The 16,088-nt window shown below is 61.7% G+C and carries 12 protein-coding genes; 5 read left to right on the forward strand and 7 right to left on the reverse strand.

Going from position 1 to position 16,088, the window contains the following annotated elements:
- Window positions 1–45: 45 nt before the first annotated feature.
- A complete protein-coding gene (locus tag K529_RS04855; protein ID WP_227512306.1) occupies window positions 46–1,755 on the reverse strand; it encodes a GAF domain-containing hybrid sensor histidine kinase/response regulator in 1,710 nt (569 codons plus the stop codon).
- A gap of 758 nt (window positions 1,756–2,513) precedes the next feature.
- Here K529_RS04855 and proS point away from each other — a divergent pair.
- Window positions 2,514–3,869, forward strand: coding sequence for a proline--tRNA ligase (gene proS, locus K529_RS04860; RefSeq protein WP_005658481.1), 1,356 nt, complete (start codon window positions 2,514–2,516; stop codon window positions 3,867–3,869).
- A 177-nt stretch (window positions 3,870–4,046) separates the two neighbouring features.
- On the opposite strand, the gene K529_RS04865 is transcribed toward proS, so the two are convergent.
- A complete protein-coding gene (locus tag K529_RS04865; RefSeq protein WP_005658479.1) occupies window positions 4,047–4,598 on the reverse strand; it encodes a hypothetical protein in 552 nt (183 codons plus the stop codon).
- A gap of 416 nt (window positions 4,599–5,014) precedes the next feature.
- Complete coding sequence (locus K529_RS04870; RefSeq protein WP_005658476.1) at window positions 5,015–6,286, reverse strand: hypothetical protein; 1,272 nt, start codon at window positions 6,284–6,286, stop codon at window positions 5,015–5,017.
- A 439-nt stretch (window positions 6,287–6,725) separates the two neighbouring features.
- Between K529_RS04870 and K529_RS04880 the strand changes: the two genes are divergently transcribed.
- The 3 genes from K529_RS04880 to K529_RS04890 all read left to right on the forward strand — a co-directional run bounded on the left by K529_RS04880 (window position 6,726) and on the right by K529_RS04890 (window position 9,292).
- The gene (locus tag K529_RS04880) at window positions 6,726–7,244 is read left to right on the forward strand and encodes a DUF2937 family protein (protein ID WP_227512305.1); all 519 of its coding nucleotides are present in this window, start codon (window positions 6,726–6,728) and stop codon (window positions 7,242–7,244) included.
- An 88-nt stretch (window positions 7,245–7,332) separates the two neighbouring features.
- A complete protein-coding gene (locus tag K529_RS04885; RefSeq protein ID WP_005675184.1) occupies window positions 7,333–8,616 on the forward strand; it encodes a lipoprotein-releasing ABC transporter permease subunit in 1,284 nt (427 codons plus the stop codon).
- A complete protein-coding gene (locus K529_RS04890; RefSeq protein WP_046002005.1) occupies window positions 8,609–9,292 on the forward strand; it encodes an ABC transporter ATP-binding protein in 684 nt (227 codons plus the stop codon). Before K529_RS04885 ends, K529_RS04890 begins: the two co-directional genes overlap by 8 nt.
- 157 nt (window positions 9,293–9,449) lie before the next feature.
- Here K529_RS04890 and K529_RS04895 read toward each other — a convergent pair whose 3' ends face one another.
- Window positions 9,450–10,196 carry a hypothetical protein gene (locus K529_RS04895; RefSeq protein ID WP_406707194.1) on the reverse strand — a complete coding sequence of 249 codons (747 nt, stop codon included), beginning with the start codon at window positions 10,194–10,196 and terminating at the stop codon, window positions 9,450–9,452.
- A 642-nt stretch (window positions 10,197–10,838) separates the two neighbouring features.
- Here K529_RS04895 and K529_RS04900 point away from each other — a divergent pair.
- Window positions 10,839–12,464 (forward strand): ankyrin repeat domain-containing protein, encoded by a 1,626-nt coding sequence (locus K529_RS04900; protein WP_046002006.1) that lies wholly within the window; start codon window positions 10,839–10,841, stop codon window positions 12,462–12,464.
- 10 nt (window positions 12,465–12,474) lie between these two features.
- On the opposite strand, the gene prpB is transcribed toward K529_RS04900, so the two are convergent.
- From prpB to K529_RS04915, 3 genes are read right to left on the reverse strand one after another with little or no spacing between them, the layout of a single operon-like run.
- On the reverse strand, window positions 12,475–13,389 hold the full coding sequence (gene prpB / locus K529_RS04905) for a methylisocitrate lyase (RefSeq protein ID WP_046002007.1): 915 nt from the start codon (window positions 13,387–13,389) through the stop codon (window positions 12,475–12,477).
- Window positions 13,390–13,393: 4 nt separating this feature from the next.
- Window positions 13,394–14,563 carry a bifunctional 2-methylcitrate synthase/citrate synthase gene (gene prpC, locus K529_RS04910; RefSeq protein ID WP_046002008.1) on the reverse strand — a complete coding sequence of 390 codons (1,170 nt, stop codon included), beginning with the start codon at window positions 14,561–14,563 and terminating at the stop codon, window positions 13,394–13,396.
- A gap of 12 nt (window positions 14,564–14,575) precedes the next feature.
- Complete coding sequence (locus K529_RS04915; RefSeq protein ID WP_046002009.1) at window positions 14,576–16,087, reverse strand: MmgE/PrpD family protein; 1,512 nt, start codon at window positions 16,085–16,087, stop codon at window positions 14,576–14,578.
- Window position 16,088 lies beyond the last annotated feature (1 nt).

Here is a 16,088-nt window from a genome sequence, read left to right on the forward strand (position 1 = left end):
GAGAGAGTTGGCGTTTGCAGCGCCTCGGTTTCTACCTCTGGAGGGCTAGGCGTCTGTTTCGAGATCCGGGATCAGCGGGGAGAGCACCCGCAACAGGTCCGGCTGGCGCAGCGGCTTGCCGAGCCAAGCGTCAAAACCGGCGTCGAGATATTCTTCGACCTGATCGCCATAGGTATTGCCAGTGACAGCGATACATAGCGCGGAATGGGCAAGATGGCGGGGATGCGCGCGCAGTTTGCGCACCACTTCGGTGCCCTTGTGGCCCGGCATCTGTATGTCCAGCAACAGCACGTCATAGCGGGTGGTGACCGCGCGGCCAAAGGCATCGCTGCCGTCATAGGCCTTGTCGACACTCGCCCCGAGATTTTCCAGCATCTTCTGCAGGACCAAGCGATTGGCCGGGCTGTCATCAGCCACCAAGACCCGTTTGCCCAGCAGCGGCAAGTCCTCAGCCCTGCGGGTGGAGGCGTCGAAATCGAACTCTTCGATCACAGGTTCAATCTCGGCGTCGGTCACCGGCAACGGCAGGTAGAGGTGAAAGATCGTGCCCTCGCCGGGGGTGCTTTCGGCCCGGATGCGCCCTTGCATCAACTCCACCATCTGATGCACGATCGTCAGCCCCAACCCGGTGCCACCTTTTTCATGGGCCACATGCGCGCTGGCCTGCGTGAAGGGGAGGAACAGCTTGTCCAGCCGATCCGACGCAATCCCGCAGCCGCTGTCCCTCAGGGTCAGATGCAGCGCGTCAGGGGTGCCATGCAGATGCAGGCTGACCGTGCCCTGATCGGTGAATTTGATCGCATTGCTCAACAAGTTTCCAAGGACCTGCGACAGGCGGAACTGATCGCCATAGCGCCATTCCTTGGCATCGATCTCGCGGAAACTATGGGTCAGATCGACCCCTTTCTGGCTGGCCTGCGCCGAAAACAGTTTGACCGCATCATTCACCACCTCGCGCAGATCAAAGGCGGCAGGGGCCAGCTCCAGCTTGCCTGCGTCAATCTTGGCAATATCGAGCGCATCGTTCAGCAGGCGCTGCAGGCTCTGGGCAGAGCGGTTGATGGTGCGCAGCAGATCGTTTTGTTCTCGCAGATCTGCATTGAGGCTGGAGGCCCCGCGCATCAGCAGATCGACCGAGCCGATAATCCCATTGAGCGGCGTGCGGATTTCATGGCTCATATGGGCAAGATGGGTCTTGCGCGCCTCTGCATCCTGCTGCGCGCGCGCCTCCGCATCCGCTGCAACATCACGCGCCCGCTTCAGCGCAATCATATCATCCAGCGCGCAGCCCAGCTGCTGCATGGTTTTCAGGTCATCATGGCTCCATTGCCGGGGCACCCGGTCAATCACGCAAAGCGCCCCGATGGGTTTGCCATCCGGCAGGTGGATCGGCACGCCCAGATAGGCCACCATACCCAGATCAATCACCGCCGCATTGTCGCGCAGTTGCGCATCCTTACGACTGTCCGTGACCACCAAGGGCTGATTGGTATCCTGCACAAACTGACAGAAGGAATGCGACAGCGGCGTCTGGCGCAGCTCGCTCGACAGTTCCGGCAGACCGATGCAGCTTTTGAAAAACTGTCGGTCTAGACTGCGCTGCACCACCGACACCAATGCGGTCGGCACATTCAGGAGCCGCGCCGCCAGCGTGGTCAGATTGTCAATGTCGGCTTCACGTTCATGTTTCACAAGCCCCAGCTCGCGCAGCTGCACATCATAGGGATCGGGCGTCAATTTTGCAGCTTGGGTCATGAACAACACATCTTTAACATCTGCGGATCGGGCATCGAAAAAATGGGGTAGCCCGGACATTGTGACTAAATTCCATTCATTGAATACGCACAATCGGAGCGAATGTGTCAAAAAACTATATTGAATTGAATTTATTTTTTCGGGCGGGAATTTTTCTTTGCTGCAGCCTTGAAGTATTGCCTCGCCAAAAATGGCGAGGGCCCAATTGGTTATACGCTTTAATGACAGCGAGGGGCGCGAAATCTGAGTCGCCGCGAAATTTTATGTCTAGCCCGCCTTGGCGCTCAGACACGGGGAAAATTCTCTCAAAAGGTGCAGAATCGACCGACTCGTTCAGTTCTCAAAGGAGCGTGTAGCATGTCGCATTCGGAGCCATCAGACCAGAACCTGGGAAAAGCGTCGCTGCCAGATCCTGTCGCGTAACACGCCCGGCACAGGGATGCTCCGCTCATCCCGGGCGAGCGCAATTTGGTATTTCGTGAAATGAGCGCAAAATTGTGTAGGGGTCTACGTCAGATTGACGATGGCAGAACTGACAGATGTCCCGGGAAATGAAGCCCGATAATTGGATGCGTAATTTTCAAATATCAAATACGAGATACTTTGATGTTAATTACTCTAGCGTGTGATCACGCCTGTCAGGGTTGAGAAGTGCCGCAGCCCACAGGTGGCGGGCAGGGCGGTCTGATCTCAACTCTTGTCCACACCCGCCGCAGCCACTAAACCGGGCGAAACATCTTTCACCGCATGGAGCCATTATGCGCCTGTCTCGCTATTTCCTGCCTGTCCTCAAGGAGACCCCCTCCGAGGCGCAGGTCGTCAGCCACCGTTACATGCTGCGCGCCGGCATGATCAAACAGTCCGCCGCCGGGATCTACTCCTGGCTGCCGCTGGGCTACCGCGTGTTGAAAAAGATCGAAGGCATCGTGCACGAAGAGCAGATGCGCGCGGGCCACATCCCGATGCTGATGCCCACCATCCAGTCGGCCGACCTGTGGCGCGAGTCCGGGCGCTATGACGCTTACGGCGAGGAGATGCTGCGCATCCGCGACCGTCATGACCGCGACATGCTGTTCACCCCCACCGCCGAGGAGCTGATCACCGACATCTTCCGCTCTAATGTCTCCAGCTACAAAGATCTGCCGCTGACGATGTATCAGATCCAGTGGAAATTCCGCGACGAGATCCGCCCGCGCTTTGGCGTGATGCGGGGGCGTGAATTCTACATGAAGGACGGCTATAACTTCGACCTCACCAAAGAGGACGCGCTGCACGCCTACAACCGCCATCTGGTCACCTACCTGCGCACCTATGAACGCATGGGGCTGCAGGCGATCCCGATGCGCGCCGATGGTGGCCCGATTGGTGGCGACTACACCCACGAATTCCTCGTGCTGGCCGAAACCGGCGAGTCGGAGGTCTTTTATGACAGCGAGATCACCGATCTGAGTTTTGGCGCGCGCGAGATCGACTATGACAGTGTCGAGCAGTGTCAGGCGGTTCTCGAAGAGTTCACCTCCCGCTATGCCCGCACCGACGAGACCCATGACGAGGCGCTGTTCAACGCGGTGCCAGAAGAGCGCCGCCGCGTGGCGCGCGGTATCGAGGTTGGTCAGATCTTCTACTTCGGCACCAAATACTCCGAGGCGCTGGGCGCCACCGTGCAGACCGCCGAAGGCGACAGCGTGCCGGTCCACATGGGCTCACACGGGATTGGTGTCTCGCGTCTTCTCGGCGCCATCATCGAGGCCAGCCACGACGACAAGGGCATCATCTGGCCCGAAGGTGTCACCCCCTTCCACTGCGGCATCGTGAACCTCAAACAGGGCGACGATGAAGCGGATGCCGCCTGCGAGCAGCTTTATGCCGCGCTCACCGCCATTGGTCTGGAGCCGCTTTATGATGATCGTAAGGAACGTGCAGGCGGCAAATTCGCCAGCATGGACCTCATCGGTCTGCCATGGCGCATCACCGTCGGCCCGCGCGGGCTGAAGAACGGCGTCGTCGAGGTGACCAGCCGCCGCACCGGCGAAAGCGAAGAGATGAGCCCGGAAGACGCAGTAAAGAAAATCGCCGCGATCTACGCCAACCACCCCACGCCCCGCGGCTTCTAAAGCCACCGGCACCACAGCATTGAGAACCCCGCCCGACAGAGCCGTCGGGCGGGGTTTTTCTATGCCGCATGTTGTGTTTGGCCAGCAATGCTGTGAATTCAGTGCATCTAGGCTATGGTCAGCTTGGGGCGCTCAGCGTTCGTTGCCCTATCGGTGGTCCTTCGCGTGCGCAGCACTTCAGTCACGGCCCGGAGCGGTCGTTACCCGCAAATGCCGTAGAATGTTGCGGGCTTGTGCCTTTACCTCTTTCATCGGGCTGGTTGTAAGAAATGGCATCAATGCAGTCAAAAACTGGTTGTGCAGATCAAAATCCCATCCCTCGTTTGCAGGATTGATATTGGGTGTCTTGATGCCGAGATTGTTCAATCGCGCATACTTGTCGGCGATTTCAGAAGCAACTTCGAACGGCTGTTCCAAGACCCATTGCGTACCGCCGAGGCCCCCCTGCTTTTTCTGCAAATAGTAAATATCCCTGAAGAGGTTTCCCCGATCAGCAGCGATTGATCGCTTGTGGTTTTTCAGGCGACCAGACGCCCAGCGACCGATCTCGGCAACTACCCACACGGAAGAAAACACAAAGACGATCCACGCGATCACCAAGTACTTCGGATCAAGGTTGGCGCTCACCCACGGAGAAAGCGCAGCGAAGCCACTGGCAACGCATGAGGCCAGCCCAATTGAAAAGCTAAGCCTGTCCAATGCCGTATTGATAATTTCAGTGAAACCCATGTGCTGCACAATTGAACTGGTGTAATCCTGTCGGTGGAATGTACTTGGCAGAGGCTTGTCGGTAAAGAAAATGTACTGTGCGAAGTGTTTTTTTGAGGTCTACCCCAACCAAACTTTGCAAAGTCAGATTCTATGCGGTGCGACCGCCCCAAATCGTTTTTGCCGCGCCTGCAGCAAACGTCCGCTTCGTCCGAATTGCTGCGGCTGCGGGCGTTGGTTGATGCAGTTCGTGCGGACAGCCCCGCGACACCCACGCAGCCGCATCCAGATCAGATGTCTTTGTTCGAGTGAGCGCGCAGCACCGGTGAAGGGCGCGCGCCCCTAGGCGCGAGTGCGCCCACTGCGTGTAGACCAAGGTCCATGTCTTTGAGGGAATCTAAAGGCGCGGCAGCCGTGGCCTCTGACAGATCCGAATGTCAGACCCTCGTATCGACACCATCGGCGTCTGCCGGCGGGATTTGCAGCGGTACAGGATCACCGCCGCGGGCATTGGCGAGGGAGATCTCTCCCGCCTGATCAATCCCGCTCAGGGTGAGGCTGCCGCCATCGGCATAGCGCAGGAGCAGCTTGTCGCCCTCGCGGGTGATGCTGGTGGGTGCGGCAGAGGCAATGGTCAGCTTCGCCCCCGGTGCCAGCATGGCGATATCATCGCCGTCCCCGGTCTTGCGCGACAGGGTGACGGTGCCACCGCCATTGCGCACCTCGATCAGGTCATTGCCACGTCCCCCGCTTATAGTCACCGCTTCGGTTGCGGAAATGCGGATCAGGTCGTCGCCTTCACCGCCATCCACAGAGCCCCGCGCCGCCGTCACATCAATCGCATCAGCCCCGTCGCCGCCGCTGATGCGTTCGGCAATTGTGGCCTGTAAGTTGATGATATCATTGCCTGCACCGGCGTTGATGCCCTGCGCATAATCGGCTGAGATCCGCAGCCTGTCGTTCCCATCGCCAGCGGAGACACTGTAGAGGTTATCCGCATCAATAGTGAGCCTGTCGTCACCGCCACCGGTGCTGATGGACCCCGCGGTTCCGGCCTGAATGGTCAACCTGTCATTGTTGGCAAAGGTTTGCGTGCTCATCCAGGTGGTGGAGCCGTCTTTGTCCGCAATCGTGACGGCAATAGTGGGTGTGGCATCGGTGCTGACGTCAAAGACCTGCGCGCCGCTGAGCGAGACCACATCAGCCCCGTCGCCGGTTTTGACGCCAAAGATCATACCCTCGGTGTCGACCGAGACCTCATCCGCGCCTGCGGTGCCCACCGCATCCGGCATGGCGAATTTGGCGCTGAGGAACGTGTCATCCGTCGCGTCACCGCCCACGATCGACATCAGGATCGTGTCCGCCATCGTGTCGCCGGTGCTGACCTGCCCGAGGATCTGCATGGCGATTGTGGTGGCGTAATCTGCGTGGTCGGGATCTTCATCGCGCAGTTTGGCGATGGCAACGCGCATATCCGCAGCCTGCTGGCGGTAGCGCTGGGCGGTGAGATTGATGTCACCGACGCCCATGCCTTCCTTGACGGTGAGACCGTCGTCTGCCCGCATCTGATATTCGGTGTGCATGGCCGCCTGGCCGCGTTTGCCTGCCTGTTCGACCTCATCAGCATCCTTGAGGGCGCGTTGGTTGTTGGCCATGTCCTGAAAAATCTGTGCGACCCGAGGATCTTGTCCCGGCAAAATTGCGGTCATGATATCAATCTCCTCATGTCGCTGATCGATATGGTGAAGGGGTCAATCTACCTATGGGAGTGTGATTCCAGATCGCTTACCAAAAGGTTGCGTTCTCCGGGATGTCGGCCCACGGCCTATGGTTTTTGTGGAGCATTTTGCGAAAACTCATTTGAACCTCTGCAGGCTGGGGCAAGCTCCCGCCCATCTTGCGGGCATGAAACATGCCCTGATCCGGTTGGGCCCTGCGGGTTGGGGGTGGCGCCGGGCCAAAGGCCCGGCGCCACCCCCAACGCCTTTTCGGCGTTTTGCGCATGCAAAACACCAAAAGGGGGCGGGAGCACCCCCCTTTCCCCCTTCACAGGCGGGGTTTTGGCCGATTTGATAGCGTGTTCAGGTCAAGGGTTGAAACCTTTGGGCCTGTGCCGGCCTATAGGCGTTGAGGGGTGAGAGAAGGACGATGAGCATGATTACGCGGATGGTGTCACTGCTGGGTGGGGCGGGCGCAGGTGTGGGCCTGTCACAGTTTCCCGCCTATGCGCAGGCCTATCTGCAACGGCTGGGTGGGCACGTGGACGCGCTGCGCCGCACGGTGGCAGAGTTCGATGCCGATGCGGCGGCGCTCGGGCTGGAGCGGCATGCGGCGCTGGTGCAACTGGCTCAGGGGGGCGAGATGGGGGCCGCGCGCGCCGAAACCATGGCGGCCACCATCGACCGCTACGGTCGCCTGTCGTCTGACTTGCGTGAGTTGAGCGCCATGGCCCCGGTGGAGCGCGCGCTGCATCTGGGGCGCTTTGCCGAAAGTGAGATCGCCTCTGCCACGCTTCAGGCGTTTGAGCCTGCGGTGCCGGTCTCGCTTGATGCGATGATGCTGGCGGCGGTGGGGGTGCTTTTGGGCAGTGGTCTTATCTGGGGGCTGATGGCGGGGGTGCGGCGTCTCTTTGCCCGCAGTGCGCGCCGCCGCGACAGGCTTGCTTGACCGCACATGCTCGCGCCCCTAGGGTCTGCGCGACACGCGCTCTGCCTTGGCAGAGCCGCATTTTCATCGTAAGAGGAAGACCGCCTAAATGGCTGCACCTGCGCCTTTTTCCCGTTTCGAATGGATGATTGCCTGGCGCTATTTGCGCGCCCGCCGCAGCGAAGGCGGCGTGTCGGTGATGACCTGGATTTCCCTCATCGGCATCACGCTGGCGGTCTTTGCGCTGATCGCGACACTGGCGGTGCGCTCAGGCTTTCGGTCGGAATTCGTGGGTACCATTTTGGGCGCCAACGCCCATGCCACGGTCTACGCCCATGGCGAAGTCACTGAAGCCGGCACGCTCGATCGAAGCATCACCGATTATGCCGCGTTGGCGGATGCGGTAGGGCAAGTGCCCGGCGTGTTGCAGGCGGCCCCGCTGATCAAAGGTCAGGTGATGGCGAGCCGGGGCGACCGCAACGCCGGTGTGCAGGTGTATGGTATTCACGCCGCGGATCTGGCCGAGATTCCGGGTGTTGCCCAAAGCGACGTCGCCTATGGCGATCTCGGCCGTTTCGACGAAGGAATTGCGATTGGATCGGGTGTCGCGCGTGCCCTGGGCCTCAGCATCGGAGACAAGGTCAAGCTGATCTCGCCCAACGGCGTCAAGACTGCCTTTGGCACCAGTCCACGCGTGAACGCCTATGAGGTGGTCTATGTCTTCACCGCCGGGCGCTATGACATCGACAACACCCGCGCCTATCTGCCCTTTGCCGAGGCGCAGAGCTACTTTAACCGCGAAGGTGCGGCAGATGAGATCGAGGTGATGGTTGATGACCCCGAGCGGGTGGATCAATACATCCTGCCGTTGCTGCGGGCGGCGGGGCAAAGCTATGGCGTCTGGAGCTGGCGTGACAGTTCGGGGGGATTCCTGCGGGCGCTGGAGGTCGAGGACAATGTGATGTTCGTGATCCTGTCGATCCTGGTGCTGATCGCGACGATGAATATCGTCTCCGGCCTCATCATGCTGGTGAAGAACAAGGGCCGCGACATCGGCATCCTGCGCACGATCGGCCTCAGCGAAGGGTCGGTGATGCGGGTGTTTTTCATTTGCGGGTCGATCACCGGGGTGATCGGCACCTTGCTTGGGGTGATCCTTGGCTGTCTTTTTGCGATCTATATCGACCCGATCTTCTCGTTTGTGAATTACGTCATGGGGGGCGGAGTCTGGGATCCGTCGATCCGGGGCATTTACGCGCTACCGGCTGAACTGCGGGCGGGTGATGTGATCAAGGCCGTTGGCCTGTCGCTGGGCCTGTCGTTTGTTGTCACCATTTTTCCGGCCCGCCGCGCGGCGCGGCTGAACCCTGTGGAGGCGCTGCGCTATGAGTGAGATCACCTTGCAGATCGAAGGGCTGAGCAAGACCTATCTGGCGGGCACGCCCGGTGAAGTCTCGGTCCTGCGCGGAGCAGACCTGACCCTGCGCGCGGGCGAAGTTGTGGCGCTGGTTGCCCCTTCCGGTGCGGGCAAATCGACGCTGTTGCAAATCGCGGGGCTGCTGGATGTGGCGGACAGCGGTCTGGTGCAGATCGGCGGGCAGAACATGACCGGAGCGGGGGAGCGCAAGCGCACGCGGGTGCGGCGGCAGGATGTGGGCTTTGTCTACCAGTTCCATCACCTGCTGCCGGAGTTCACGGCGCTGGAAAACATCGTTCTGCCCCAGCTCGCCAATGGGGTGTCCCAACGCGCGGCAGAGGCGCGCGGCGCCGAACTGTTGGCGCTTGTGGGGCTGAAAGACCGCGCCGCGCATCGACCCGCAGCGCTTTCTGGCGGCGAGCAGCAACGGGTGGCGTTTTGCCGGGCGCTGGCCAACAGCCCGCGTATCCTGCTGGCGGATGAGCCGACAGGGAACCTTGATCCGGCGACCTCGGATCAGGTGTTTGAGGTGTTGATGCGGCTGGTCTCAGAAACCGGCCTGTCGGCGTTGATCGCGACCCATAATCTGGAGCTTGCGTCCCGCATGGACCGGGTGCTGCATCTGGAAGAGGGCGTTTTGCGCCAAAGCTAAGTATCCGAACCTGGCCCCGTGGGAGCGAGGCTCTGCCTCGCGCTCCGGGATATTGGTGGTTAGAAGAGGGGAAAGTGCTTCCTCTCTTATTCTTCTAACTGAAAATATCCCGGGGGAGGCCCAAGGGGCCGGGGGCAGCGCCCCCTAAAGTCAGGCCTTAGTCACAGATGCCTTTGACTGTTGCGTCTTTCCACGGCAGGTACACATCCTGTTCGCGGCTTTGGGGCAGATCTGAGACCGGCATTACTTTTGCGAGCATATCGTGCAGGCGGCGTGTCCGGGCGGCTTTGGGGGCGAGGGCGCGGCAGCAGACGTATTCCTCGACGATGGTGCCTTGTTGCTCGTAGCCGTAAGCGAGGAAATCCGCAGGACCATTGACATCAAAGAGATAGGGATCTGGTGAGGTGCTGTGTTCGCGCAGCGCCTTGAGCGGCGTGTAGCCAGTCAATTTGCGGTTTTGCCATTGCCAGACATGGGTGGCCTCATGCGCCAGCAGCATCGCCTCTACCAGATGCAGGGCGTCGGGGTATTCCGGTGTGTAGTCGGGCAAGAACCAGTCGCGGGTAAAAAAGATCCGGTTGAACAGCGCCAGCGCTGCCGGAGAGGCCGTGACCATTTCGCCTGCAGGGCGCGGCGGGACAATGCGTTCGCGGCAGGTGACACGCGGGCGCTGGGGGCGGCGGAATGTGACCGCGCGCAAGGGGGCGCCTTCCACCAGTCGCATGCGGCTGTAGTCCAGACTGTCGCCATGGATGGTGCCCAGAAACATCTGTTCGCGCTCGGTCGGGCTGCGTCCGCAGGCCGCAAGAAATGTGAGCGCCAGCAGCACACAAGCCAGCGCGCCAGTCTGGATCATGCGTCGCCGAAGGGGAGGGCTGGGCAGCGAGGTCTGTTGGGCAGGCATTGGGGCTCCGGCGAAATACATATGGGGCGGCCATTTCCTGTACCTTAGCGGGCCGAAGACTGCGGCACTACGTCGGATTTCTGAAACAATCGTGAGCGCGCCTATGGCACGCCCAAAGCGCCCGACCTGCGAGAGCGCGGGGGGCGTCATGTCCTGTAGCGGATCTATATAATGCTGCAGTCTGGTCAGCCTCTGCATGGCACAAAAGAGCGAATGGCGGCGCCGCCACCAGAGATATGATCCCCGGGGAGGCGGAGAGGTGGTGCGGCACTCACCGCATCAAGCCTGATCCCCTGCACCCAATGAAGGGGTGGTCTCTGGGGCCTGTTCTCCTGTGGCAGCGGGGTGTCAGCCCGCCGCCCGATGTCGCGACGCCTTCAGTATGACAGGCTGGGTTTAACCTCTGGTGAGAGGGGCGTGCGCGGCCTGCGCAACAGCGGCCCCGTTCTTGCCTGTTCTTCTCTGTGCCGCCCCGCACCTTGACAGCTTGCGCAGATTGCACGAAGGAACAGGCAGCGGGTCAAGCCGCTTCCGGACCCGCGGGAAGGGCTGAGCCCTCTTGAGAGATCTAACCTAAGGTTTTCAACCTTTGTGCAGCCGAATTTGCGGGTCATCGGCGTGATATGCGCACGGAGGTTTTTTATGAACTCTCTTCCCGAGACTCCCAATCTTGATCATCTGAAACGTCAGGCCAAGGATCTGCTTGCAGCCTATCGCAGGCACCAGCCCGAGGCGATGGACCAGTTCCGGCGGCATCTGCCTGTGGCGCGCGGCGCAAGTGATGCGGATTTGATGGCCGCAGGTTTGCGGCTGGCGGATGCGCAGTCCTGCATTGCGCGCGCGTATGGCTATGCCTCATGGGCCGATCTGCGTGCCATGGTGGAACTGTTACGGCTGCGGGCAAGTGATGTGCCTGCGCTGCGGCTGCTGTTCGCGCAGCGCGCCTATGGTGGGGATCTGAGCGGCCATATGGATGGCGCGCAGCCGCGCGCAGCGGCGCAGGTTCTTGAGCGTCACCCCGAGATCACCCAGGGCTGCGTGGTGACAGCAGCCGGTGCGGGGGCGGTGGAGCCGGTGCGGGCCGCCCTGCAGAGGGGCATCGATTGGATCAACCAGCCGGGCGGGCCCCTGATGCTGACGCCTTTGATGGCGGCCTGTCATTCCGGTCTGCTTGGCCAACACGAACACCGCGCCGCTGTGCTGGAGGTGATCCGGCTGCTGCTGGAGGCCGGAGCGGACGTCAGCGCAAGTGTGGCAAGCCGCTGGCCCCCGGCGTCGTTGCACGCGCCGGATGAGACCACACCGCTGTCACCGCTTTATGGGGCTGCCGGGGTGATCCGTGACCCGGAGGCGGTGCGGCTGCTGTTGGCGGCGGGCGCTGATCCCAATGATGGCGAATCGCTTTATCACGCGGTGGAGAATGTGGACTGCCTGCGCCTGTTGCTGGAGGCCGGAGCGCGGGTTACCGGCACCAATGCGCTCTATCGTGTGTTGGATTTTCATGCACCCATTGCGCTGGCGCTGTTGTTGAAGGCTGCGCCGGGCGCGCCGGAGTTGCAGGGCGCAGGCCTGCTGGCATGGGCGATCCGGCGGCGGCGCGCACCGGAGATCTTTGCTGTATTGCTGGAGGGGGGATGCGACCCCGCTGCGCGCACGGCGCAAGGGCAGAGCCTGTGGGAGCTGGCGCTGCGCTATGGTCTGCGGGAGGTGGCGGAGATGCTGCGCGCACCGGGCAGTCCTACAGCAATGTCCGGTCAGGACCGGTTTCTTGCGGCCTGTGCTGCGGGTGAGGCTGCTGTTGCCCATGATCTCCTTAGCCAAGAGCCGGGGTTGATTGCAGCGCTAAAGGAGGCGGAGCTGGCATTGCTGCCGGAACTCGCGGCGGCGGGTGCATCAAAGGCGGTGCGGCTGATGGTGGAATTGGGCTGGCCGATAGAGGTGAAGGGTGGTGATTGGGGCGCAAGTGCGCTCAATCAGGCGGTGTTTCGCGGCGATGCGCAGATGACGCGGTTCTTGCTGGAGCGGGGGGCGTCGTGGCAGGCGCAGCACGGGTTTGGCGACGATGTCTCTGGCACCCTGTGCTGGGCCTCGCAAAACCGCCCCGTCCGCGAGGGCGATTGGGTCGCCTGCGCCGAGGCATTGCTGGAGCACGGGCTGCCCGGCGTGCGGCGTGACCCCAACCACCCCGGCGCAGTTCTGATGGCGGGACGACCGCGTCAGTTCTCTGATGCGGTCACCGAGTGTTTGCTGGATGGACCGGCGGGCTAGACAGGTGCCGTCAACCGGCCCAATTGGGCGCTGCAGAGGCGATAATGCTTTGGTCCAGCGCCTCAAATTCTCCCAGCCCAATGGTCTGGTAAAGCTCTGAGCGGGTTTGCATCTCGGGCAGCAGCGCGGTGGTGGCCCCGTCGCGCTGCAAGGCCTCATAGAGCCGTTGCTGGGCGCGGTTCGCCACGCGCAGCGAAGAGACCGGCCAGATCACCATGTCATATCCCAGATCCTCAAACTTCTGCGCGGTGAGGGTGGGGGTGCGGCCGAACTCTGTCATATTGGCCAGCAGCCGCACACCCGGCAAGGCGGCGCGTATCTCGCGAAACATCTCAACCGAGGTGAGGGCTTCGGTAAAGATCGCATCGGCCCCCGCCTCGATATAGAGTTTGGAGCGCGCCACTGTGCCCTCGACCCCTTCGGAGGCGGCGGCATCGGTGCGGGCGATCACCACCAGATCACGCGCGGCACGGGTGGCGGCGGCGACCTTGGCGGCCATATCGGCGGCCGGTAGCAGGCGCTTGTCATTGAGATGGCCGCATTTTTTGGGCAGGATCTGATCTTCCAGGTGGACCGCGCCTGCGCCAGCTTCCTCAAAGCAGCGCACCATATGCATGGCGTTCAGGGCCTCTCCATAGCCGGTGTCGCCATCCACCAAGAGCGGCAGACCCGAGGCCCGCGCGATCTGGCGAATAAAGAAACTGACCTCATCCACAGTGATAATGCCAAGATCGGGCACCCCCATAGAGGCGGTCATTGCGGCACCAGAGAGATACAGCCCGTCAAATCCGGCGGCGCGGGCCTGTAGGGCGGCCTGCCCATTATGGGCACCGGGCAGGCGCAGGATGCCCGGTTGATCCATCAAGGCGCGAAAACGGCGGCCTGCGCTTTGTTGGGGCAGGGTGTCAGCATTGAGATAGGTCATGGGTCTACTCCGCCGCTGCCGCGAGGATCTGGCCGCGCTGTGCAAGCGGCACAAACGCCCGATTGTCAGGCCCGGTGTAATGGGCAGAGGGGCGGATGATCTTATTGTCCTCGCGCTGTTCGATCACATGCGCGCCCCAGCCTGCGGTGCGTGAAATCACAAAGATCGGGGTGAACATCGCGGTGGGCACCCCAAGCAGGTGATAAGAGACCGCAGAATACCAATCGAGGTTTGGAAACATCTGTTTGGCCTCCATCATCACGTGTTCGATCCGCTCGGCAATGGCGAACATCTTGAGCGACCCGGCCTCGCGCGCGAGCTGCTGCGCCACCCGTTTGATGACCACGTTGCGCGGATCTGAGATGGTATAGACCGGATGGCCAAAGCCGATGATGACCTCGCGCGCGGCGACGCGGGCGCGAATGTCGGCCTCGGCCGCGTCGGGGTCGCTGTATCGGCGCTGGGTTTCAAACGCCACCTCATTGGCGCCGCCGTGTTTGGGACCGCGCAAGGCTCCAATCGCGCCAGTCACAGCCGAATAGACGTCCGAGCCGGTTCCGGCGATGGAGCGCGCGGTAAAGGTGGAGGCGTTGAATTCATGCTCGGCATAGAGATTGAGCGTGGTGTCCATGGCGCGGATCTGCGCCTCGGTCGCGCGCGCCCCATGCAACAGATGCAGGAAGTGGGCGGCGATACTGTCGTCGTCGGTCTCCACCTCGATGCGGCGACCGTTCTGGGCGAAGTGATACCAGTAGAGCAGCATGGAGCCCTGCGCTGCGATCAGCCGGTCGGTGATGTCGCGCGCCCCGGCAAGGTTGTGATCGCTGGCCTCTGGCAGCGCGCAGCCCAGCGCCGAGACGCCCGAGCGCAGCACATCCATCGGATGCGCCGCTGCCGGGATGGCTTCCAGCGTGTCGCGCACCGCGCGCGGCAGGCCACGCAAGCCGCGCAGCTTGTGGCGATAGCTGGTCAGTTCGGCGTCCGAAGGCAAATGCCCGTGGATCAGCAGATGCGCCACTTCCTCAAAGCTGCAGGCCTCGGCCAGATCGAGAATGTCATAGCCACGATAATGCAGGTCATTGCCGCTTTGTCCGACAGAGCAGAGCGCGGTATTGCCTGCGGTGACGCCCGAAAGCGCCACGGATTTCTTTGGTTTTCTGGTGGGGGGGGTCATGGTCTGTCCTCCTCAGCTCCGGTCGAAAATGCCAGTCGGGCGCGGTGCGCCAAGGCGCGCGGCGTCGACCGTGAAATTGAGTGCGTCCAGCGTGCCTGCCTTGAGATCCGCCAGCCCTTCCGCCGCGTTCAGGAAACGTTTTTGCGCATCCACGCTCAGCACGCCTTCTGAGAGGGTCAGGAATTTTTTGACGTAATGTTCGCGCTTGAAGGGGCGCGCACCATCGGGATGGGCATCCGCAAGCGCCAGTTCGTCCACCACGGTGGAGCCGTCCTGCATCGTGATCGTGACCTTGCCACCAAAGGCTTTTTCCTTGGGATCGCGCGCGTGGTAGCGGCGGGTCCATTCGGGGTCTTCCTTGGTGGTGATCTTGTGCCAGAGCGCCTTGGTTTCCGGGCGCTGGGCGCGGGCGGGGGTGTAGCTGGCCTCATGGTGCCAACCACCATCTTCGAGCGCGACCGCGAAGATATACATGATGGAGTGATCAAGCGTCTCGCGGCTTGCGTGGGGGTCCATCTTTTGCGGGTCATTGGCACCGGTGCCGATCACATAGTGGGTGTGATGCGAGGTCTCGATCAGGATGGATTTGACCTGAGAGAGATCACCGACCTTTGGCCCCATGCGACGGGCCAGATCAATCAGCGCCTGCGACTGATACTCGGCGGAATGCTCCTTGGTGTAGGTGTCCAGTATGGCGCGTTTGGCCTCGCCAGAGGTGGGCAGGGGCACATGGTAGACCGCTTCGGGGCCGGAGAGGAGCCAGGCGATAAAGCCATCTTCGCCTTCCCAGGCCGGGCTTGGCGCGCCTTCGCCTCGCATCACGCGGTCCACCGCTTCGATCGCCATTTTGCCGGCAAAGGCCGGGGCGAAGGCTTTCCACGAGGAGATCTCTCCCTTGCGGCTCTGGCGGGTGGTGGTGGTCACATGCAGGGCCTGCTGCACCGCCTGATAGATCGTTTCTGTGGGCAGGTTCAGCAAGGTGCCGATGCCCGCCGCCGCCGAGGGGCCGAGATGGGCGATATGGTCGATCTTATGCTCATGCAGGCAGATGCCTTTGACGAGGTTCACCTGGATCTCATAGCCGGTGGCAAGCCCCCGGATCAGATCCGCGCCAGACAGACCGCAATGCTGGGCCACGGCGAGGATCGGCGGGATGTTGTCGCCGGGGTGGGAGTAGTCTGCGGCCAGAAACGTGTCGTGAAAGTCTAATTCGCGCACGGCGGTGCCATTGGCGTAGGCGGCCCATTCGGGGCTGACACGCTGCGCGCTGTCGACGCCAAAAACGGTTGCGCCGGGGGACATCGGATGGCTCAGGGCCTGGGCACGGGCAGATGCGACGGGGCGGCGGGCGACTGAGGCTGCGGCGACCGCGGCATTGTCGATCACCCGGTTGATAATCATGTCGGTCACATCAGCATCCACCGCGACCGGATCGGCGGCCACTTCGGCAATTTTCCAGGCCAGTTGGTTTTCGCGGGGCAAATCCTCGGCGGATTTATAGGTCCGAACTTCATGCGTCTTCATG

This window comes from Tritonibacter mobilis F1926, from assembly GCF_000376545.2.
GTDB lineage: Bacteria > Pseudomonadota > Alphaproteobacteria > Rhodobacterales > Rhodobacteraceae > Epibacterium > Epibacterium mobile.

Bases quoted from the DNA above. Each gene is read 5' to 3' on its own strand.
- K529_RS04855 (WP_227512306.1), bottom strand. From the start codon at position 1,755: ATGACCCAAGCTGCAAAATTGACGCCCGATCCCTATGATGTGCAGCTG.
- proS (WP_005658481.1), top strand. From the start codon at position 2,514: ATGCGCCTGTCTCGCTATTTCCTGCCTGTCCTCAAGGAGACCCCCTCC.
- K529_RS04865 (WP_005658479.1), bottom strand. From the start codon at position 4,598: ATGGGTTTCACTGAAATTATCAATACGGCATTGGACAGGCTTAGCTTT.
- K529_RS04870 (WP_005658476.1), bottom strand. From the start codon at position 6,286: ATGACCGCAATTTTGCCGGGACAAGATCCTCGGGTCGCACAGATTTTT.
- K529_RS04880 (WP_227512305.1), top strand. From the start codon at position 6,726: ATGAGCATGATTACGCGGATGGTGTCACTGCTGGGTGGGGCGGGCGCA.
- K529_RS04885 (WP_005675184.1), top strand. From the start codon at position 7,333: ATGGCTGCACCTGCGCCTTTTTCCCGTTTCGAATGGATGATTGCCTGG.
- K529_RS04890 (WP_046002005.1), top strand. From the start codon at position 8,609: ATGAGTGAGATCACCTTGCAGATCGAAGGGCTGAGCAAGACCTATCTG.
- K529_RS04895 (WP_406707194.1), bottom strand. From the start codon at position 10,196: ATGCCTGCCCAACAGACCTCGCTGCCCAGCCCTCCCCTTCGGCGACGC.
- K529_RS04900 (WP_046002006.1), top strand. From the start codon at position 10,839: ATGAACTCTCTTCCCGAGACTCCCAATCTTGATCATCTGAAACGTCAG.
- prpB (WP_046002007.1), bottom strand. From the start codon at position 13,389: ATGACCTATCTCAATGCTGACACCCTGCCCCAACAAAGCGCAGGCCGC.
- prpC (WP_046002008.1), bottom strand. From the start codon at position 14,563: ATGACCCCCCCCACCAGAAAACCAAAGAAATCCGTGGCGCTTTCGGGC.
- K529_RS04915 (WP_046002009.1), bottom strand. From the start codon at position 16,087: ATGAAGACGCATGAAGTTCGGACCTATAAATCCGCCGAGGATTTGCCC.